Origin of the sequence: Nocardiopsis sp. ATB16-24 (assembly GCF_030271535.1) — a bacterium.
Taxonomy (GTDB): domain Bacteria; phylum Actinomycetota; class Actinomycetes; order Streptosporangiales; family Streptosporangiaceae; genus Nocardiopsis.
In genome coordinates, this window is the sequence record NZ_JASCXJ010000013.1 from 56,860 (window position 1) to 77,704 (window position 20,845).

The window sequence follows — 20,845 nt, forward strand, 5'->3', positions numbered from 1 at the left end:
CCCGGTTTTCGGGCGCGTCCACATCACAGGCTGTCGTTGTCCATCTTACGCGCTTTCGTTACCAAATGTCGCACGTCAGGGACTAACAGTTAACCAGCAGGGGAGGTGCGCGGTGGAAGAGATCACCAAAAAGGTACCCGGCCCCGCCATGGACACGGATCCGTTTCGGATGACGTGCCACGCGGAGGAAGGGGTTTTCGGCCCCTCACCCACCACCGAACGAGAGGCTTCCACCGACCGGGCCATGTCACCGCCGACCAGGAGGTACAGGGGTGTGCGGAGCGGATGTGGAGCCTCAGGGGTCCGGCGCCGACGAACACGTGTGCCCTCCGCACGTTCCGACGGCGCCGGCGACGCCCTCTCCCTACTCCGCGTCCTCCGGTACGGGGTTGATCCTCTTGGCGGAGGCCGCCTCGGGCCCCTCCTCCAGCAGCACGCCGAAACCGGCCTCGTCCAGGACCGGCACCCCCAGCTTGACCGCCTTGTCGTACTTGGAGCCGGGGCTGTCGCCCACCACCACGAAACTGGTCTTCTTGGACACCGACGACGTGGCCCTGCCACCGCGTTCGGCGATCGCCTCCTTGGCCCCGTCGCGGGTGTGACCCTCCAGGGAACCGGTCACCACCACCGTGACCCCCTCCAGGTGACGTGGCCGCGAGCCGTCGTCCTCGTCCTCCATGCGCACACCGGCCTCGGCCCATTTGCGCACGATCTCGTTGTGCCAGTCCACGGAGAACCACTCGCGGATCGAGGCGGCGATGGTCGGACCGATACCGTCCACCGCGGCCAGCTCCTCCTCATCGGCCTCACGGATGGCTTCCAGCGAACGGAAATGGCGGGACAGATCCTCGGCCGCGCGCGGTCCCACGTGTCGAATGGACAACGCCACCAACACCCGCCACAGCGGCTTGGACTTGGCCTCCTCCAACTGCTCGAAGAGCTTCTCCACCGTCTTCTTGGGCTCGCCCTTCTTGTTGGCGAAGAAGGACACCACCTTGGGCTCGCCGGTCTTGGGGTCGGTCTTGGGCTCGCTGGTGTCGGGATCGAGCACGTAGGTGCGGATGGGCAGCAGCTTGTCGACCGTCAGGTCGAACAGGTCGCCCTCGTCACGCAGCGGCGGTCGGGCCGGCTCCAACGGCTGGGTGAGCGCGGTGGCGGCCACGTACCCCAGCGCCTCGATGTCCAGCGCCCTGCGGCTGGCGATGAAGAACAGACGTTCCCGCAGCTGGCCGGGGCAGGATCGGGCGTTGGGGCAGCGCAGGTCGACGTCGCCCTCCTTCTGCTGCCCGAGTGCGGTACCGCACTCGGGGCACAGTTCGGGCATGACGAAGGCGCGCTCGCTGCCGTCGCGACGCTCGACCACCGGGGCGACGATCTCGGGGATGACGTCGCCCGCCTTGCGCAGCACGACCGTGTCACCGATGAGCACACCCTTGCGCTCCACCTCGCGGGCGTTGTGCAGGGTGGCGAACTCGACCTCGGAGCCCGCCACGACCACCGGCTCCATCACTCCGTAGGGCGTGACGCGGCCGGTGCGGCCCACGCCCACCTTGATGTCGAGCAGGCGGGTGGTGACCTCCTCGGGAGGGTACTTGTAGGCGATCGCCCAACGCGGTGCCCGGCTGGTGGAGCCCAGGCGCCGCTGGAGGGCGAAGTCGTCGACCTTGACCACGATGCCGTCGATCTCGTAGGGAGGCTCGTGACGGTTGGCCGCGTAGTGGGCGACGTAGTCGCGGACCTCGTCCATGGTCTTCACGACCTTGTAGCGGTCGCTGAGCGGCAACCCCCACTCCCCCAACAGCCGGTAGGCCTGCGACTGGCTGGTGAACGCCACGTCCTCGCCGCCCTGGGCTCCTCCGGCAGGGACATAGGCGCCGACACCGTGCATGATCATCGACAACGGCCGGGTGGCGGTGACCCGGGGGTCCTTCTGACGCAGCGATCCGGCGGCGGCGTTACGCGGATTGGCGAAGGGGGGATGTCCTGAGGCGGTGATGCGTTCGTTGAGTCTGCCGAAGTCCTCCACCGGCAGGAAGACCTCGCCGCGCACCTCCAGCAGTTCGGGGGCGGGCCGTACGCTCTCGTCCAACCGTTCGGGCACGACGGAGATGGTGCGGACGTTGAGGGTGATGTCCTCGCCGACGCGGCCGTCACCACGGGTGGCGGCGCGCACCAGGCGGCCCCGCTCGTACACCAGGTCCACGGCCAGGCCGTCGATCTTGAGCTCGCACAGGTAACCGGTGACGGGCACCTCGGCGTTGGCACGGTCCGCCCAGGTGGTGAGCTCCTCCATGTCGAAGGCGTTGCCCAGGCTCTCCATCCGCACCAGGTGTTCGACGGCCGCGAAGTCCACGCTGATGGGCGCGCCGACCTTCTGGGTGGGCGAATCCTGGGTGACCAGGACGGGGTAGGACTCCTCGATACCGCGCAGCTCCGCCATGAGGGCGTCGTACTCGGCGTCGGAGACGACGGGATTGCCCAGGTAGTACCGGTAGCTGTGGTCGTCCAGCTCCTGGCACAGTTCCGTGTGCCTGGCGCGTACCTCGTCGGGGACGTCGGTGGTGGTGTCGGGCGCGCTCAATGGCTACCTTTCTGCTCTCGTGCTCGCCTGCTGCGGAGGCGGGCCCCGGACGCCTGTGCGACGGGGACCGCCCCTGCCCGTGGGCCGTCCCCTATCTGCGGGGCTCGTCCCGCAACACCCTGGCACCGGCACGGGAGAGTTCCAGAGCCGCCCGTGCGTACCGGGGCGAGGCGCCCGCGAGCCCGCACGTGGGTGTGGTGACCACCGCGCGGGAGAGCAGGTCGGGGGAGAACCCCAGCCGGTTCCACAACTCGCGAACAGGATCGACGGTAGCGGCCGGGTCGGACATTCGGGCGGTCTGGGCGGGGGTGCCGTCGATGGAGGGGACCACGCCGAGCATCAGCCCCACGCCGTCCTCCACGGCGGTGCCGATCATCTCGTCGTGGTCGCGCGTCAGCAGCAGGGCGTTGACGCTCAGTACCCGCGCGCCACTGCGCCGCAACAGGTCGATGGGGACCTCGGAGGCACAACAGTGCGCGGCCGGCACCGCTCCGGTGTCGGCGATCGCGGTGAAGAGGACGCGCAGGGCCGCCTCCACGTGGACGCGGTCGACGGCGGGAAGGCGACCGTAACCGCTGGCGGTGGGCAGGGAGCCGAGCAGCACCGAGGGCAGGGAGGGCTCGTCGACCTGGACCAGGAGCCCGGCCCCGGGAACGCGCTTGCGGACCTCGACCAGGTGGGCGAGCACCCCTTCCAGGTGGGCCTCGGCCAGGTCCCGGTAGGCGCCGGGGTCGGAGACCAACCGTTGGCCGTTGCGCAACTCCAGGGACGCCCCCAACGTCCACGGACCGGCCACCTGCACCTTGAGGGTTCCGGTGAAGCCGTGCGCGTGCTCGGCGAGGGTGTCGAGGTCGCGGGACAGGAAGCCGGCCGCGCGGCGCAGGTCGCGCCCGGGACCGTCGGCGACCCGCCAGCCGCTGGGCCGGACCTCGATGGGGAACTCCGGCAGAAGGGCGCCGGTGCGGCCGATCATGTCGGCTCCGGCGCCGCGCGCGGGCAGTTCGGGCAGGTGCGGCAGATCGGGGAGTTCGCCGAGAACGGTGCGCGTCGCCTCGTCGGGGTCCTCGCCGGGCCAGGAACCGACCCCGGTGGAGGAGGAGTCGGGCCAGGGGTAGGAGTGCTGTTGGCTCACATCGCCCAAGGTTAGGGCAATGCGGCTCCCGTGGCGTTACCGGCGAGCCGCTCCGGCGTGGTGGGTGGAGGAGTCTCCACCGTCCCCACCGTCGTCCTCGCTCCCCTCGTCCTCGCCTCGGGACAGGGCGCCGTCGCGTCGGGAGCGCAGCACCAGCAGGGCCACGATCACCGCGGCGACGACGGCCACCGCGAGCGCCGCCCACGGCGAACTCAGGTAGAGGGTCAACCAGGTGCCCACCATGCCGCCGATGACCACGCCCCACAGGCCCGCCCAGATCAGCGATCCGACGAACATCGCGGCCAGGTAGCGGGGGAAGCGCATGCGCATGGCCCCCGCGGCCAGGTTGATCGCGGTCTGCACGCCGACGGTGCAAAAGCTCAGGGTGACCACCGGAGCCCCGTAGCGGTCGATGCGCTCCCGGGCCCTGTCCAGTTTGGGGCCGAGTCTGGTACCCAGACGGCTGCGCCCGACCCCGGCCCCCAGACCGCGCCCGATCCAGTACGTGGCCTGCGCGCGGCACAGGATCACACCGAGCAGCGTGAAATAGACGACCCAGAACGGCTGGCCATCGAGAAAACCGAACTCCGGCATGGGCGGCTCCCTCACCTCGCCCCGCAACTATGCTATGCCTTACCTAACTTCACAAGGGGTCGCGGAGCTCCGATGGGATGGGAAATCACACCTTCGGGAGAGAAACCGGCGTATGTCGCCGCTTTTCACGCGGGTGAGGTCACCCTGGACGTCGTGGAGATCGTGGCCGAACCCAGCACCGTGTCACCGTCGTAGACCACCACCGCCTGTCCGGTGGCCACCCCCGTGGCGGGCTCGGTCAGCTCCACCACCAGCTCGGGACCGTCCTGCCCCTCGCGCTGCCACACGCGGGCGGGATGCACCTGTCCGTGTGCGCGCAGTTGCACGTGGCAGTCGGTCGGTTGGGTGAGCGGCTCGGAACCGCTCCAGACCGGACGCGTCCCGGTCATGGCCTCCACCCGCAGCGAGGCGCGCGGTCCCACCGTGACGGTGTTGTCGACCGGCTCGATGGACAGCACGTACCGGGGGTGGGGCGAACCGCCCAGGCCCAGCCCCTTGCGCTGGCCCACGGTGAAGGCGTGCGCACCACTGTGCGTGCCCACCACGTTGCCCTCCTCGTCCCGGATCGGTCCCGGCCTCTCGCCCAGACGCCGGTTGAGGAAACCTCTGGTGTCACCGTCGGCGATGAAGCAGATGTCGTGACTGTCGGGCTTGTCGGCCACCGACAGACCGCGCCGCTCCGCCTCCGCGCGCACCTCCTCCTTGGTGCAGTCGCCCAGGGGGAAGATCGCGTGCTCCAACTGCTGCCTGGTGAGCACGCCCAGCACGTAGGACTGGTCCTTGGCCTCGTCCACGCTGCGCACCAGGCGACCGTCGACCTTGCGGACGTGGTGCCCGGTGGCCACGGCGTCGAAGCCCAGGGCCAGGGCCCGGTCCAGCACGGCCTCGAACTTGATCTTCTCGTTGCAGCGCAGGCACGGGTTGGGGGTGTTCCCCGATTCGTACTCGGCGACGAAGTCCTGCACGACCTCGCGGTCGAACTCCTCCGACATGTCCCACACGTAGAAGGGGATGCCGATGACGTCGGCGGCCCGGCGGGCGTCGTGGGAGTCCTCCACGGTGCAGCATCCCCGCGCACCCGTACGGTAGGACTGTGGGTTCTTGGACAGGGCCAGGTGGACACCGGTGACGTCGTGGCCGGCCTCGGCCACACGGGCCGCGGCGACCGCGGAATCGACCCCGCCCGACATGGCGGCCAGTACACGCAAAGTCATAGTGCGTCCAGCGTATGCGCCCCCACGGGGTCATCGCCACGCGGTCGCGGACCGGGGACACACCGGGTCGGGAACCGAAGACCCGCCCCGGCGCAGGAAGGCGAGGGTGGTCGTCCGGTTCTGCGAAAATCAGGGCATGGCTCTGTTCCGTCGTCGTCGCTCCACCGACTCCACCGACTCCACCACCGCCGCCGCCGAGTTCTGGGACGCCTGGCCCTCCGTACGCGAGGCCCTGGCCGAAGCGGTCGAGTCGGACCGGCCCGCTCCCACCGAGGTCTCCGAGAGGGTCACCGCCCTGGTCCAGGCGATCCATCCCGACATGGGATGGGAGGTGGGCCCGGCCCCCGAACCCACCGGCGGCATCGAGGACCTCGACCTGTCGGTGGACGTGGACCCCAACAAGCTCCTGGAGCAGCTCGCGGCGCTGGACGACCCCTCTCGCCTCACCGGGGGTCCCGCCCACGCCCTGACCCTGCGCCCCGGCACGTCGGAGGAGGCGCGTGTCCAGTCCGAGCGCTGGGCCCGTTCGGCCCCCGACGACGACCAGTGGGTGTTCCAGCCGGTGCGCCCGGCCGACCACGGCAGCCTGTCCTCCACCCTGCGGTGGGACGACCACGAACTCGACCTGTCGCACGCGTCGGTGTCCATACGGGTCGACCACGCCACGGGCAGGATCGACGTGGGCGTGTACCACCCCGACAACATGTTCCTGTCCGAGGAGACTCGCCGACGCCTGGCCGAGCACGTCACCCTGCTGGCCTTGGGAGAGGACGACGCGGTCAGGTGGATCGGAAGGACCGCCGCGCTGAACGAGCCGCCGCTGGACCCCCTGCCGCCCACCTCGATGCCCGCCGTGGTGCGCCAGATGGCCGACATGCTCGGTGGTGTCGGCGGATGGGTGACCCTCCAGGGCCGTGTCCCCCTCCAGGGCACCATGGAGGTCCTCCTGCGCCACCCGGTGACCCGGCGCGACTTCCCGGCGTTCACCCTTTTCGTGCATGTCATCGTGCCCTACGCGCACATGGACGAGGACAGGTCGCCCACCGACGAGTCCGCCTCGGCCCTGGAGGACCTGGAGACACGGATCACCGATGTCCTCGGGGACAACGGCACGCTGTTCATGCGTCAGACCGTGGGCGGCAGGAGGGACTACCGCTACTACCTGGACCCCGACTCGGGAGTCCTGCCGGAGTTCGAGGCCGTGCTGACGGAGTGGCCCGAGGGGGAGATCAGGCTGCGCAGTCGGCTCGACCCCTCCTGGTCCCAGTTCGACGCCGCCCGTAGGCCGTTCCGCCGTCAGTTGGGCGAGTAGAGGCCCCCGTCTCGGGCAGGGGGGACACCACTCCCCTGCCGGCGCGGCCGGGGGCCGACCTTGACCATGCCATGACCGATCCTCCGCCCTTGTGTCCCCTCAGGGGGCCCAAGGGTCAAGTGGGAATCCCCTGTTGCACACCTGGCACCCAAATCACAACAGGCGTAACCTGGCATTTCCACCAGGAGGATGATGGGTCTGATGGAGGGCGTGCTGTCACGGGCTCCTACGGGCAGGCCTCGGGGCGCCGCGGTCGGCGCGATCCTGGCCCTGTGCCTTCTGGGAGCCCCGTTGATGTCCCTGTTCCCCCTCGGGATCTGGGACGCCGCCCACGCGCTGATGATGAGCGGTGCGGGCCTCGGGGTCCTGCTTCTCGCGCCCGTGGTCGCCGGTGTCGTGCTGCTGATGTCCTGGTCGGCCTTCCAGTGGTCGGCGAGGGCCGGGGTGAGTCATCCCCTCGCCTCGGCGGCCCTGGTCACGGCCACCGCCATGGTCACCCCGCTGGTCTCGGTGGTCCTGGCACCGCACGCCACGCCCCTTCCCTGGGGGACGGCCGTCAACGTCGCCTTCCTGACGGGGGTGATCAGCACGCTGGGCATGGGCGCGTCCGTACTGGTCCAAAGGTTCTCCGTCCGGTGGCGACCGGGGACGCTGCCGGCCGTGGTGGTGGTCACCGCGCTCCTGGCCGCGCTGCCCGGCGTGTCCGACCTGAGGCGGGAGGACGCGACCGACGAGCGCTCACGCGCGCTGATCATGTCGTTCGACCGGACCATCGCGGTCCTGGACCACCCCGAGTGGTCCCTGGCACAGGTGCACGAGGTCAACGACGGACTGCGTCTGACCTACCACGGCTCCGGCCGGGCATCGCTGTACGTGCTGACCTGGAGCCAGGAGCGTTCGGTGGATCCGGGCGTCCACGCCGAGTGCGACTTCCCCGGTGTGTGGTGCCGCGACCTCGACGGCGTGGTGCTGGTGCACCACGCCGAAGGCCACCCCAGCGAGCTGCGGATCCACCTCGACGACGGCACCGTGGCGAGTCTGCTCCCCCGGCCGGGCACGGCCACCGACCTGGTGGAGCTCTCCCGGTCGCTGCGTTCGGAACACCCCGGCGAACGCGGCACCCTCATCTCCTCCGTGACCGGGTAGGTGAAGGTTCTGACCTGTGCCGACCGTGCTCCTGTGGTCGTTTTCGGCGCCGAAGACGACCACGGGAGCACGGCCGCCCCGATCGAGCGCGGAGGAAACACCGATGGGAAGTATCGACGCCGTGGTCGTCGGAACGGGACCGAACGGGCTCGCCGCCGCGGTGACGCTCGCGCGGGCGGGCCTTCGGGTCGAACTCCACGAACGACGCGACGAGATCGGCGGGGGGCTGCGCACCGTGTCCCTCTTCGACTCGCAGGTCGTGCACGACGTGTGCGCGGCGGTCCACCCCATGGCCGCGGTCTCGCGCTTCTTCCGGGAGTTCGATCTCCCGAGCCGAGGCGTGGAGCTGCTCCCTCCCCCCGTGCCCTACGCCCATCCGCTTCCCGGAGGGCGTGCGGCCCTGGCCCACTCCGACCTGAACGACACGTGCGCGGGACTGGGACGTGACGCGGAGCGCTGGCGCCATCTCATGGCCCCGCTCGTCGCCCGCAGCCGTGGCGTGGTCGACCTGATGCTCTCAGGACAGAGGTCCCTGCCCCCGGACCCGGCCGCGGCCCTGCTGTTGGGTCGGCGCGCACTGGCGCACGGACTGGGGTCGGGCCCGTTCACCACCGAAGCGGCCAGGGCGCTCCTGGCGGGGGTCGCCGGACACGTGCTGGGTCCCCTGCCCTCCCTGCCGGGCGCCGCCGTCGCCCTCCTCCTCGGTCACCTCGCCCACACCACCACCGGTTGGCCCCTGCCCAAGGGGGGCAGCGCCTCCATCGCCGAGGCGCTCGTCGCGGACATCGCCGCGCACGGCGGCGTCCTCCACACCGGCCACGAGGTCCAGGACCTCGCCGACCTCCCCCCGGCCCGCACGGTGCTCCTGGACGTCTCCCCCAAGGGCCTCCTCGGTATCGCGGGCGACCGGCTTCCTCCGCGCTACGCCAGGGCGCTGCGGCGCTTCCGTTACGGACCGGGGGTGGCCAAGGTGGACTTCCTCGTCAGTGATCCCGTCCCCTGGGCCGCCCCGGAGGTGGGGCGGGCGGGCACGGTGCACCTCGGCGGCACCCAGCGGGAGATGTTCCACGCCGAGACCGAGACGGCGCGCGGACGCGGGGTGGAGGAGCCGTTCGTCCTGCTGGTGGACCCCGCCGTCGCCGACCCCGGCAGGGCCCTGCCGGGCAAACGCCCGGTGTGGGCCTACGCCCACGTGCCCCACGGCGACGACCGAGACCCGGTGGACATGATCCGGCGCCGCGTCGAGACCTACGCCCCCGGTTTCACGGACACCGTCATCGACGCCCGGGGCATCTCGGCCGCACGTCTGGAGGAGTACAACCCCAACTACGTCGGCGGGGACATCGCGGCCGGGGCCATGTCCCCCCGCCAGGCCGTCCTACGGCCCACCTCGCGGATCGACCCCTACCGCACACCGCTACGGGGTGTGTACCTGTGCTCGGCCTCCACCCCGCCGGGGCCGGGAGTGCACGGGATGTCGGGTCACCTGGCCGCGTTGTCCGCGCTGCGGCACGACCACGGTGTACGCGTTCCGCCCGACCTGTCCCCCCGAAGGTAGACGCCCGCGCTCCATGGAGACGGGCACCAGGGGTGTGCTTCCCCCTGTGGTCGGGGAAGGGAGCGCGCCCGGGCCGTCCCGTCCTTCGGATCGCCCTTTCGTGGAATGCTTGCGAAGACTCTCCCGGGGTAGAGGCGCAACCAGACGTTTGGTGACGTTCTGCCTATGCTGACCCACGAACGGTGACCATTCCGGTCTGCGCCGGAAGGCACCGATCACCTCTTCCCCGCCCTCCATTCTCGGTACGGAGAACCGTTGAGCTACGACGTTGTGGCCCTGGTCGCGGGCACGCCCGACGAGCCGGCGATCATCGACGCCTTGCAGGAGATCGACCCCGAGCTACGGCTGCACCAGCACGCCGACACCAGTGTCCCGCGGATCTGTGACCGGGAGGGGCGGACACTGGCCATCCTCGAACCCGGACGGCTGGTGGAGTGCTCCGACGGAATCGTCCACCTGTTGGGACCCGAGGTCGTGGCGGGCCTGCCGGAGGTGTTCTGGTGGGTGGAGACGCGCGCCCGCCCCGATGCGCGAGGCCGCGAGGTGGCGCACCGCTTCGCGAACGGGCTCGCGCTGCGCCTCGGAGGCGCGGTGTGGACCTCCGGCGAGGCCGACTTCGGCCTGTGGCGGGAGGCGGAGCACCCGGCCGTCGAGCGCACCGCGACCCGGGCGCTGCTGGTCGCCCAGGACCGGCGGGTCGTCCCCTTCTCCTCCTGGCTCAGCGACGCCGTGTCCACGCACGCGGGGGAGAAGATGCTACAGGTGCTCACCCCCTCCACCTCACGGCTGACCTACGGGATGCGGACCTTCCTCGCGGGGCCGCTGGGGCGCTGGGTGGTACGCGGTGAGGACGGCGGATACTTCGACGGCCTCACCGGACTGGCCATGCGATGGGACGGCACCTACGGTTTCCTTCCCGGCAAGGAGCCCACCGGGCCGAACCGGGTCGCCGAGCGACCGGACATCGAGCCCGTCCCGGGGTTCCTGGTCGACTTCGGCCAGACCGCGGGGACACACCTGACGGTGGACGTGTCGGTGCTGCACCACGCCCCCTCCACCCCGCTCCTGGGCCGTGCGGTGGAGATCGTCACCGAACAGCTGGCCAAGGCGGCGCCGTCGGCCTGGGGCCCGCACGAGCCCGCGCTCCGGCGCTGGGACCGGGAACACCTGGCGGGCTTCGCCCATCAGCGCAAGCCCCAACCGTGGATCCTGTACCTGACCGGGCCGCGCGACCAGGGACACCCCTTCTCCGGCCAGATCCGCCTGTCCTGGCGCGGGAATCGGGTCCTGGAACGGGCCTCGGTGGTGGTCGGCTTCGAGAAGGGGGACACCCTTCCCTTCGACGTGTTCCCGACTCTGGTGGCGGCGCTCTCCCAGGAGGGCCTTCTGGAGGGTCTGCGCATACGTCGCCTCGCAGGACCCGGCGACACCACCTCCATGCCGGTGTGGACGGGGCCCGCCGTTCCGGTCGGGCTCGCGATCGGCCCGGAGCGCCTGCGTCGGATCGGCACCGGTTCGGCCCAGGCGGGGCCGATCAAGGGCACGCTGATCGGCGAGGGCGTCACGCGGGCGGCCTGGTACCCGGTCCTGGAGGACGCGTCCGCGCCCATGCGGGCGTTGGCGTTGGCACAGGCGCAGACGGCCCACTTGGCGGCGGTCTCCCGAGGGTGACGGACCCCCGGCCCGTCCCCGACGCGAGAGGGCGTGGACCGTGTCCGCGACACTTCTTGCTCTTGGTGGCGCTGTCGGCGCTCGACAGGGAAGCGCCACGGGGAACGGAAAGGACCCGAGCGCACACGAGGGTGCTCCCGATCACCGCCGGGAGCACCCTCGCATCAGGACAGAACCAGACCGGGGGGCGGCTCAGCCGTTCTCCTGCTTGAGGCGCTCGGCGAGCATCTTCTTACCCTGGTCGCCGGCCTTCTGGTTGTTCTCCTGGATGCGACGGAACCAGCGCGCGAGTTCCTCGTCGTTCTGGCTCTCGGCGTCCTTGATGTAGCCCTCCAGGCGCCATACGTTCTCCAGCGACTGGTGAATGGCCCAGATCAGGTTGTAGTTCTTGTCCTTGAGCGGGCTCTTCGGCTCCTCGGCCATGGCGACCTCCTTCGTGGTGTGCTTTCCCTACCGGCATCCCACTGCCCGAAGCGGTCAGGTCATACACACCGCGACGTACAATGACCGTGAGCGATTACCGTCCCTTGACCGCCTCCGGTTTCAGGAGGACGGACCACGGGAGAACGACCCCTCGCAGACCAGGGGGTCCACCGTTGGAGCCGTCGCGCGGACGACGAAGGGGGACGCATGGCCGTTCAAGGCCCGACCGAGGTGTTCGATTCGAGCCAGGGCCGTGTCCGCTGGGCGAGCGTGGGGACAGGACCGTCCGTGGTCCTTCTCCACGGAACCCCGTTCTCCTCCTACGTGTGGCGGGACATCGCCACCGCGCTCTCCTTCCGCCACCGGGTGTACCTCTGGGACATGCCCGGCTACGGCTCCTCGGAGATGCGCGCGGGCCAGGAGGTGTCCCTCGCCGCGCAGGGACGGGTCTTCCACGAGCTGCTGGACCACTGGGGGCTGGAAGCGCCCCAGGTCGTCGGGCACGACTTCGGTGGTGCCGTGGCACTGCGCGCCCATCTGCTCCACGGGGCCGCGTACTCGCGTCTGGCCCTGGTCTCCCCTGTGGCCCTGAGGCCGTGGGGCTCTCCCTTCTTCCGGTTGGTGGGCGAGCACACCGAGGTCTTCGAGCGGTTGCCCCCGTCCTTGCATCGCGCCCTGGTGAGCGAATACGTCACCTCCGCCAGCGCCACGGGGCTGCGCGCGGACCAGTTGGACCACCTCGTTCGGCCGTGGTCGGACGAACGGGGACAGCCAGCCTTCTACCGACAGATCGAGCAGGCCGACCAGGCGCACACGGACCAGATCCAGGGGCTGTACGCGGACCTCGACCTGCCCGTCCTGGTGTGCTGGGGCCAGGAGGACACCTGGATTCCGCCTGAGCGGACCCGCACGCTCGCCTCGATGATCCCCGGCGCGAGTTCGAGGCCGATCGAGGGCGCGGGCCATCTCGTCCAACTGGACGCGCCCGCACAGCTGACCGCCGCCCTGACGGAGTTCCTCCAAGGTTGAGCCCGTCCGAGGAGAGTCCTGTGCGGTCTCCGAGATCCCCTCGAACGTGGTGGGGAACGCGGACAGGACGGCGAAGGTCCCCACAGGCTTTGAGGAGGAGGAACCCAACGGCACAGGCTCACCGAAGGTGCCCCTGGTCCTTTTCTGTAGATCTCGGGCGAACCATGGCGAAGGACCTCACACCCCTGGCTCCAGGAGCCGGACCACGTCATCGGCCTGTCAACAACGGCACATCGCCGTAAGCCCCTGAGAAAGCGGCCTGGTTCGTCTCCTTCTATCGCTGAAGGCCCTGGACATGTGAGAGGCGGAACGAAGGCGGCCGAAAACTCACTCCCTTCTTCTCCATTCTCCTCTCGGGGTGAACGACTCCTTTCTATGATGAGGACCGTTGTCCATGAGCTGGGCAACCGGGGTGGCCTGGAGAAGTGCCGGGGACCTGACTCCCGGGGCGACAGTGCGCCCGTAGGGCGGGGAGGGGTTCCCCGGGGATCAGAGAACAGGCCATCCCTTTGAGGGGTGGAGGGCGACGGGCGGGCGGACCGGGCCGATGAGCGCTGCGCTCTCACTGGTCGTTTTCGTACAGTTCATCGCCAGGTTCCGAGCGCTCATAGAGAGCGAGCGGACGTGAGTCTCCATTTCCAGGGGAGCGGCCACAGCGCCCAGGAACGGGAGCGCGTCGAGGTCGCCGACTCTCCTCCGTGACGCTTCTGTGTCGAACGGCAGGCCGGTGAGCCTTCTCGGTCCGCCCCCTTCCTCCATGATCTTGCTCCCAGCGTCACTGGGGGTGCCCGGGAGTGTCACCCGGAGCAAGATCACCGGGAAAAGGCGGGCCCTCGACGCCGCTCGGAGTCGAAGGCCGTAGCCCTTCGTCCCGTTCCACCACCCCCGGCACCCGATGCGCATAACGCATGACCCTCCCGAAACCCGTCTTCGGGCGCCCGGGTGCTTCGCTGGGCCTCTCCCCTACTCGGGGGAACAGGAGCACGTCTGCAAGGCGTTCTCACTCCCCTGCTCGACGGAATCGGCCGACTCGACCGGCTTGCTCGGCTCGGCGGAGTCACGCTCCCGGAGCAGCGCGTCCAGACGCTCGACCTGCTGTCCCAGCTCCGCCAACCTCCTCATGACCGCCTGGTGCTGGACCTCTTCGAGCTCTTGGTCCTCGGCCCAGCGACTGGCGCTGACCTCCTGCTCCAACGCGGTCACGATCACGCCGATGACCAGGTTCAGCATGATGAAGGCCGTCAGCACGATGTACAGCACGAAGAACGTCCAGCCCAACGGGTGGTGCTCCAGTACCGCGTCCGAGACGTCCGGCCAGTTCTCCGTGGTCATCAGCAGGAACATCGTGTACAGGGACGTTCCCAGGTTGCCGAAGAACTCCGGCACGTCCTCGCCGAACAGCTGTTGGGCGATGATCGCGGAGGCGTAGATGACCACCAGGAGCAGCCCGATCACCGTGCCCATCCCCGGCACCGCTTTGAACAGGGCCGTGATGATCTGGCGCATCTGCGGTATCGCGGTGATCACACGGAAGATCCTGAGCACCCGCAGGATGCGCAGAACCGCGAAGGGCCCGACGGCAGGGATGAGGGATATGGCGACCACGAAGAGGTCGAACCAGTTCCACGACTCCCGAAAGAAGCTCCATCGCCAGGCGTAGAGCTTGAGGGTCATCTCGATGACGAAGATCCCGATGACGACGCGTTCGGCGATAAGCAAATACGGAAGGGCGGAACCTCCGTAAGTAGCCCAACCCAAAATCACGGCGTTGGCCAGGATCACGAGGAACATCGTGTTGGAGAACCATCGGCTCTCGACCACTTGTGTGACCTGGTCACGCCTCAATTCCACTTCCTCCTCCGCAAGCGCTATCCCACCTCCGATTCGGGCATGAAGCAACCGAATATATCGGAGCGGACTTCTCTGCTTCCAGGCGCATCCGCCCGACGTCGAACACGTCCACTCTCCCACGCGCGCCTGGAGAAGATCCGCGAAGGGTGGGCCTCGTGTGCCGGTCGGCGTGCCGGTCCAGGGGTACGGAAGGCGTGTCGGCCGCTGGTATGTTCGCTGCTGGCCACAGCGGGAAGACCGGCGCTTCGGGATGCCCGAACCGTCGACAGCACCAACGCCAGTGCCCCTGATCCCCACCACCCCCGACCCCCGACGTAGGAAGAGACATGGCGGAGCTGAAGTACTTCACCGGGGCGATGAACTCGGGCAAGAGCACCATGGCCCTACAGGAGCATCACTCACGTGGCGGGGAGGGCGTCCTCTACACCCGACAGGACCGCGCGGGCGAGGGGATCATCTCGTCCCGTCTGGGGTTGAAGGCACCGGCTGTCGAGATCACCGACGGACTGGACCTGTACGACGACATAGCCGCCCGTAAGGCCCCCTACGCCATCTGCGACGAGGCCCAGTTCCTGTCGGCCAAGCAGGTGGGCCAGCTCGCGGGCGTGGTGGACGGGATGAAGATCGATGTGTACTGCTACGGGATCCTGACCGACTTCCAGGGCAAGCTCTTCCCTGGCTCACAGCGCCTGGTGGAACTGGCCGACAAGATCGAGGTGCTCCCGGTGTCCGCCCGTTGCTGGTGCGGCGGCAGGGCCACGCACAACGCCCGGGTGGTGGATGGAGTCATGGTCTACGAGGGGGAGCAGGTGCACATCGGAGGGAACGAGTCGTACGCGACGCTGTGTCGCCATCACTTCATGGCCGGGGTGGCCTGAAAAATCAGAAAGAAAACCCTTGGCCTATAATGAAAATAGGCCCATTCCTATTTAGCTAGGAATCATATTCTGCAAGGCCAAATCAAGATGGTTTTCAAATTTCACTAATTCATTCCTGAAATGAGCCGGGGAGTTGCCATCTCTTGAACTCATCGAGAACTCAAGAACAGCACTTCTTTTTCTAGTCACCACCACATAATCCGCCCCTCCATCCGCACCAGCGGAGTAGAAGAAGTAAGCCTGATCCAAAAAATCAAGATCCCCACTTTCCTGAGAACTGCCTAAGTAAGATTCAGCACCTTCCCTCCACTTCTCCAAGTCATCCTGAGAAATTTCGTCTCGATCACCCTTTGGAGAAAAAATGATCGCCCGGTAAGAAAAGCGAAACTCCCAGGGTGCACTAGTAGAGGCGTCAGGATGGAGAACACCGGAACATTCGTCGGAGCGAACCAAGTTTTCCTGACTTGGCTCGCCTCCTTCGATGGAAGTATCTACAGGACCTTCACCTTTATCATGAAGTAAAAGATTTACACCGGATATCGCAGGAAGAGAAATCTCACAGAGATCAAATTTATCAGAAACAAACTCATCTCGCGGAGATGTTGTCTGCGCTGCTCCCGCTACAGAGCCGACCTCATCATTCCCGGAATCACTGAAACCTGAAGAAAGAGTAGACAGAAAACTTCCTAGGATTACGACAACGATTCCGAAGGTCCCAAAGGCTGCCAACGTCCCGCAACCGAAGACCGCTGCGGCGGCCTTCCACCCGTGCAGCCCCTGCTTCCTGGGTGGTGCCTTCTCCTCAGCCACGGCTGTCCTGCGCCTCCAACTGGGCCTTCACGTCCGGATGCTCAAGCGGGCGGGTGAAACCGACGATGTTCGCCCGATTGGGGTCATCGTACTCGCGCACCGCGATCGGTCCACAGTTGGTGCACCAGGCCTCGACCATCAGCCCGTCACCGATCACCATCGCCATATGCCCAGGCCCTGGGGGTTCTCCGGCCCGGGTCACATCGAAGAACACCAGGTCACCGGGTTGTTCTTCTCCCATAGGGATCTCAGGACCGAAGTTCCACTGGTCCTGGGAAATTCTCGGAATGGCGACACCGATGCTCTCGTAGGCCTTGTGCGTCAGGCCTGAACAGTCGAAACCGTCAGGGCCGGTCCCGCCCCAGATGTACGGCTTTCCACGCTGGGCCAGAGCCCAATCGACCACAGCCTGGGTGAGTTCGTCAGGAGCCCGTCCGATCGGTGCGCCCTCGGCGTCGAGCTGACACAGGACAGCGGTCCGGATGGAACCCGAGGTGTCGAAGTCCCCCTCCGCGTACTGCTCCGCCCACTCCAGGACGTCGTCCACGTACCACCAGGCGTGGTTGTAACCGAAGATCGCCTGCCGAACGTCGTCCTCCAGGCCATGGGCGAGAAGATAGTCGGCGGCGGCGGGAATCGCGTCGGCCGGGTCGTAGACATTGACGATCCCATCGCCGTTACCGTCGACCCCGTACCCGTTCTCCGGCCGTTCCTCCACTGCCTGAATCGGTTCGCCACCCCAACTGTTCCCCGCCGCGGAGCCGTCCAGAGCGCCGAACTGCATCGGCCCGGCCGCACCCCAGTCGTTGTGACCTTCGGTGATCCCCGGCCCGTCCCAGCGCCCGTGATGGGATTCCACCTGACCGATACCGGCCAGGATGTTCCAGGGCACTCCCCTGTCCTCCCCCGCCTCGATGTACAACTCCAGGTAGTTCTCCGGGATGGAGTCCATCGCGTAGCCGCTCGCGTCCGGCTGTTCTGCGTCCGCGTTGGGGGAGCAGACCAGTCCGTTGGCGACCAGAGACCCGATCTGCTGAGTGGTGTTGGTGATCAACGGGACGATGAACAACGCGGCCATGACCATCAGCGAGACCGCGATGGTGACGGCCGCACCGACCCAGAGGCCGGCCGCGCCCCGGTCGGAAGAAGAGGTGGGGACGAAGCGGGAGATCAACGGAGCTACTCCTCCCCGAACTGTCCGGCATCGGCGGGCTGGAAGTCGAAGACCCTCCAGGAACCACCACCACGCACGACGGTGATGGCGAACTCTCCGAGTTCCTCGTCGAACTCCGCGTTCCCGGTTTCGGTGATGGACTGCGCGGTCACGACGAAGGTGATCGAGTCGCTTCCGAAGGTGCGCACCGAGTCGACCTCGGCGCGCCCTTCGGCCACGGCTTCGGCTTCCGACATCTCGGCCCAGAAGGCACCGACCCTGCTCGTCTCGGACAGCACCGCCGCGAACTCGGTGGTGGCGAGGGCCTCCATCGAGGCGTAGTAGGTCTCAGGGGATTCGGTGTAGTCGATGGTTCCGTAGGCCTCGGCGAAGGCACGCGCCGTCACCCCGGCGTCCTGCAACTCTTCCTCGGAGAAGGGGAACCAGTCGAGAACGTCGACGTCCTCGTCAGCGGTCGTCGGGATCGGGCTCGGTTCGACCGTCGACAGTGCGCTTGGACCTCCGGAGTCCTCCGTTTCCGCCTGCTGGTCCTGCGAGGTCTCCTGAGAAGCGGCGTCGAGGTCGTCCGCTTCCGTTCCGCCGCCGAACCCTCCGAAACTCAGGTACAGCCCGAACGCGACCAGCACGAAGATCAGTCCGATGAAGACCGCCCGTTGGGCGCGTTCGGGGAGAGGGTTGGGCATCGGTCGGGGCCTTTGTTCGTCAGTCGTCGTTCAACCAGAAGGGGACGTCGCGTTTCCGGTCCCTGGTGGCGGAACCGCTCTCACCCCAGAAGGGTGTGATGGGGGCGTTGTCCTTGCGCTTGCCAGAACCGGTCAGCCAGCCGCCGTCGCCATCCCCTCGGCCGCGACTTTCACCGGAGGGAGCGGGACGGACCTGACGTTGAGGAGCGGGGCGCTCGCGCCTTTCCCGAGGACTGCCCCAGCGCGAACCTCGAGCATTGGGGTTGCCCCGCGCCGGGGTGTCCTCGCGTCCGCCGAAGATGCCGCGTCCCGTGCTCGGGTCGGGCCGCTCGGAGGCGACCGCTCGGCTCGCACCCGCGGCGGGGGCGCTACCACCGAACACCGATCCACCGCCGCCGCCACCGTCTTCACGCCGTTCAGAGCCACCACGGCTTCCCGAGCCGGTGCCGAAGACAGAGGCCCAGCCGCTGTCCCCGGTGCCCGTATAACCACCGCTCGGGCGGGGCGGGATGGACCCCGTGCCCTCTCGGCTGCCGGACAGGCTCGGCGCCTGGTCACCGCTACGGGTGGGTGCTCCACCGCTGCGGGGGCCTCCGTCGCCGGCGGGACCGCTCCTGGCGACGTTGAGCGGGGGCGCGGATTTCTCCCGCACCCTGCCGTAGCCGGCGGTGCCGCGCACACGTGCGCCCTCCTCGCGTACGGGACTGCCGTCCGGGGCCGCTTCCTCCCCGGGACCGGCGGTGTCGACTCCGGAGGCCGGCACTCCTCCCCCACCGGCGGGAATCCCGGCGGCCACCCCGGCGATCTGCGGACCACGTCGAAGCCCCCAGGCCTGGGCCTTGAGGTTGGCGACCGGAGGAAGAACGAGCGCACTCTTGCTGAGAGCCTGGCTCTGGGCCGCGTCGCTGACGATGCGCGAGGTGAAGGTGTTGGCGTTGACGGAGGAGAAGAGATAGGCGAACGGCTTGCGGTAGACGAACAGGGCCACGGTGAAGAGGGCCAACAGGATCATCTGGAGTCCCCAACCGAGGCTGGTGGACATGACCATGCCGTAGCACATGACCAGCAGGGAGATCAGGAGCACGACGAAGATCTGTTTGAGCAGGAACCCGACCATCAGCTCGACCCAGCGCAACAGAACCATTCGCCCGTAGCCGGGGTGGATGCCGATGAGCAGGAAGATCGGTGCGAGAAGGAAGAGAAGCAGGAACGCGATCTTCAGGACGATGAGCGCCACCGACCCCGCGAGGATCAGACCACCGGAGAAAATCGAGGCGAAGAGCGCGAGCGTGGCTACTCCGAGGCGACTCCCCTGATCCTGTCCTGAGAAAAGCGGATAGACACTGGGGTAGTACTCCTGTACGTCAGCCGCGATGGCCTCATAAGCCTCTTGTTTCTCAGTGACAAGAGCATTCGCATCGATGTCCTCGTCAGCGATCTGCTGTTGCTCAATTCGGCTGATCCCTTGTGCAGCTATGAGATCCGTTGCGTGAAACGAAGCGGCTACTTCTCCCACATCGCCGTTACCGAACTGGCCGGCGACCCAGGGCTGACACACCAGGCTCGACCACAGCATGTCCGCGTTGCGCCTGACCTGGAAGTCCGCCTCCGACTCCCAGTCCGCCCGTTCCGGGGCGTCCGCCCCTGGCGGACAGGTACCGGACCCTCCCCCGTAGGGGATCTGGCCGACGGCACTGGTCACCAGTTGACTGCCCGAGTTCACCAGGCTGCCGGCCATACCCATGATCTGCGCCGGGTTGACCATGATCCACAGGCCCAAGGCCGTGGCTGCGACCATCCAGACACTGGATTCGAGGGTGAGCGTCATCCGCTTGCGGATCAGTCCGAACCAACCCAGCCACAACGCTCCGAGGATCACCACGGTCGGGATCAACGGCCGCCAGATCCCCTCTCTGAGCGTGACCACGACACTTTCGACCATGTCGTTGAAGCTGGCGAGAAGTCCGTCGGAGGTGGCGGCCTGATAAACGGTGATCGTCGACTGGTTGATGGTCTTGGAAAGGTCCCAGGCGGTGTTGGCGAGAGTGGCCTGCGCACCGTTACTGATCCCGTCGATACAGGATTCGGTGATCATGTGCCATTGCTGGCCCGCGGTGCCGTACTGGCCGTACATACTCGCGTCGGGCGGTAGTCCGTCCGGTGATCCTTCGATGGAGGACTGCGACTGCGGCGGCACCAACAGTCCGTCCGAACCGCTTCCCGCCGATTCGGGTAGCGGTGCGGGCTCTCCGGGGCACAGTGGATTGGCCTGTGCGCCGCTCAGTGGAAGCACGAGGAAGCCCGCGAGTAGCAGGAACGTCATCAACATGCGTCGCCATCCGCGCCGTCGGACGTGCTGATGCGTCATCTGCTGGCTCCTGCGTCGTGGTCCGGCCTGGACGTCCCCAGACACCGGGCCCCGCGGATCCCGCACACCGTCCGCGCGCACGCCGCACGCGGCCGAGCGCGACCGCAAGGCCCCCGCATGTCTTTACCCCATCCTCCATGGTGCGTCATCACCCGTTGGGGGGATGGGTGCAACGCGTCGAGTTTCCCGCTTCGGGGCCTGCACTCGACCAGAACCAGGGGGACAAACCCGACTCCGATCAATGTTTGTGCAGGTAGTAGGCACGAGTGGCCTTCCGAAACACCCAAAAACCGCAAGGCCACAATTTAGTACCCACCCTTGCACTATGAGGGGCGTCACACTCAGTTTTACTCACAAAGAGGACGTTACGCCACCATTCGGGCTGGCACTCAGTACCACTATCGCCTTCGGTGGAATCCCG

The 20,845-nt window shown here is 67.7% G+C and carries 17 protein-coding genes; 6 read left to right on the forward strand and 11 right to left on the reverse strand.

Going from position 1 to position 20,845, the window contains the following annotated elements; genetic code table 11:
* Nucleotides 1–364: 364 nt before the first annotated feature.
* From ligA to mnmA, 4 genes are all read right to left on the reverse strand, one after another.
* The gene (gene ligA, locus PFX91_RS15255; RefSeq protein ID WP_285732397.1) at nt 365–2,581 is read right to left on the reverse strand and encodes an NAD-dependent DNA ligase LigA; all 2,217 of its coding nucleotides are present in this window, start codon (nt 2,579–2,581) and stop codon (nt 365–367) included.
* A 91-nt stretch (nt 2,582–2,672) separates the two neighbouring features.
* A complete protein-coding gene (locus PFX91_RS15260) occupies nt 2,673–3,713 on the reverse strand; it encodes a methionine synthase (RefSeq protein WP_285732399.1) in 1,041 nt (346 codons plus the stop codon).
* 36 nt (nt 3,714–3,749) lie between these two features.
* Nucleotides 3,750–4,307, reverse strand: a complete 558-nt coding sequence (locus PFX91_RS15265; RefSeq protein WP_285732400.1) for a DedA family protein — start codon at nt 4,305–4,307, stop codon at nt 3,750–3,752.
* A 125-nt stretch (nt 4,308–4,432) separates the two neighbouring features.
* The gene (gene mnmA / locus PFX91_RS15270) at nt 4,433–5,521 is read right to left on the reverse strand and encodes a tRNA 2-thiouridine(34) synthase MnmA (protein WP_285732402.1); all 1,089 of its coding nucleotides are present in this window, start codon (nt 5,519–5,521) and stop codon (nt 4,433–4,435) included.
* A gap of 136 nt (nt 5,522–5,657) precedes the next feature.
* On the opposite strand from mnmA, the gene PFX91_RS15275 reads away from it, so the two are divergent.
* From PFX91_RS15275 to PFX91_RS15290, 4 genes are all read left to right on the forward strand, one after another.
* Complete coding sequence (locus tag PFX91_RS15275; RefSeq protein WP_285732404.1) at nt 5,658–6,833, forward strand: DUF695 domain-containing protein; 1,176 nt, start codon at nt 5,658–5,660, stop codon at nt 6,831–6,833.
* A gap of 189 nt (nt 6,834–7,022) precedes the next feature.
* Nucleotides 7,023–7,979, forward strand: a complete 957-nt coding sequence (locus PFX91_RS15280) for a hypothetical protein (RefSeq protein WP_285732406.1) — start codon at nt 7,023–7,025, stop codon at nt 7,977–7,979.
* A 103-nt stretch (nt 7,980–8,082) separates the two neighbouring features.
* The gene (locus PFX91_RS15285; protein ID WP_285732408.1) at nt 8,083–9,537 is read left to right on the forward strand and encodes a phytoene desaturase family protein; all 1,455 of its coding nucleotides are present in this window, start codon (nt 8,083–8,085) and stop codon (nt 9,535–9,537) included.
* Nucleotides 9,538–9,792: 255 nt separating this feature from the next.
* Nucleotides 9,793–11,208, forward strand: a complete 1,416-nt coding sequence (locus PFX91_RS15290) for a DUF6177 family protein (protein WP_285732410.1) — start codon at nt 9,793–9,795, stop codon at nt 11,206–11,208.
* 192 nt (nt 11,209–11,400) lie between these two features.
* On the opposite strand, the gene PFX91_RS15295 is transcribed toward PFX91_RS15290, so the two are convergent.
* On the reverse strand, nt 11,401–11,631 hold the full coding sequence (locus PFX91_RS15295) for a hypothetical protein (RefSeq protein ID WP_285732412.1): 231 nt from the start codon (nt 11,629–11,631) through the stop codon (nt 11,401–11,403).
* Nucleotides 11,632–11,838: 207 nt separating this feature from the next.
* Between PFX91_RS15295 and PFX91_RS15300 the strand changes: the two genes are divergently transcribed.
* Nucleotides 11,839–12,660, forward strand: a complete 822-nt coding sequence (locus PFX91_RS15300; RefSeq protein ID WP_285732414.1) for an alpha/beta fold hydrolase — start codon at nt 11,839–11,841, stop codon at nt 12,658–12,660.
* A 489-nt stretch (nt 12,661–13,149) separates the two neighbouring features.
* Here PFX91_RS15300 and PFX91_RS15305 read toward each other — a convergent pair whose 3' ends face one another.
* Together PFX91_RS15305 and PFX91_RS15310 are read right to left on the reverse strand one after the other, a co-directional pair.
* Nucleotides 13,150–13,563, reverse strand: coding sequence for a hypothetical protein (locus PFX91_RS15305; RefSeq protein WP_285732417.1), 414 nt, complete (start codon nt 13,561–13,563; stop codon nt 13,150–13,152).
* Nucleotides 13,564–13,623: 60 nt separating this feature from the next.
* Nucleotides 13,624–14,505 carry an ion transporter gene (locus PFX91_RS15310; RefSeq protein WP_285732419.1) on the reverse strand — a complete coding sequence of 294 codons (882 nt, stop codon included), beginning with the start codon at nt 14,503–14,505 and terminating at the stop codon, nt 13,624–13,626.
* A 332-nt stretch (nt 14,506–14,837) separates the two neighbouring features.
* Here PFX91_RS15310 and PFX91_RS15315 point away from each other — a divergent pair, with 332 nt between their 5' ends.
* Complete coding sequence (locus tag PFX91_RS15315) at nt 14,838–15,389, forward strand: thymidine kinase (RefSeq protein WP_285732421.1); 552 nt, start codon at nt 14,838–14,840, stop codon at nt 15,387–15,389.
* Between the two features lie 51 nt (nt 15,390–15,440).
* On the opposite strand, the gene PFX91_RS15320 is transcribed toward PFX91_RS15315, so the two are convergent.
* The 4 genes from PFX91_RS15320 to PFX91_RS15335 form a co-directional block, all read right to left on the reverse strand.
* On the reverse strand, nt 15,441–16,199 hold the full coding sequence (locus PFX91_RS15320; RefSeq protein WP_285732423.1) for a hypothetical protein: 759 nt from the start codon (nt 16,197–16,199) through the stop codon (nt 15,441–15,443).
* On the reverse strand, nt 16,192–17,283 hold the full coding sequence (locus PFX91_RS15325) for a C40 family peptidase (protein WP_285732566.1): 1,092 nt from the start codon (nt 17,281–17,283) through the stop codon (nt 16,192–16,194). The genes PFX91_RS15320 and PFX91_RS15325 overlap by 8 nt, the downstream gene beginning before the upstream one ends.
* A gap of 95 nt (nt 17,284–17,378) precedes the next feature.
* Complete coding sequence (locus PFX91_RS15330) at nt 17,379–18,056, reverse strand: hypothetical protein (protein WP_285732425.1); 678 nt, start codon at nt 18,054–18,056, stop codon at nt 17,379–17,381.
* A gap of 19 nt (nt 18,057–18,075) precedes the next feature.
* Nucleotides 18,076–20,424: a type IV secretion system protein gene (locus PFX91_RS15335; protein ID WP_285732427.1), complete on the reverse strand. Its 2,349-nt coding sequence runs from the start codon at nt 20,422–20,424 to the stop codon at nt 18,076–18,078.
* Between the last annotated feature and the right edge of the window lie 421 nt (nt 20,425–20,845).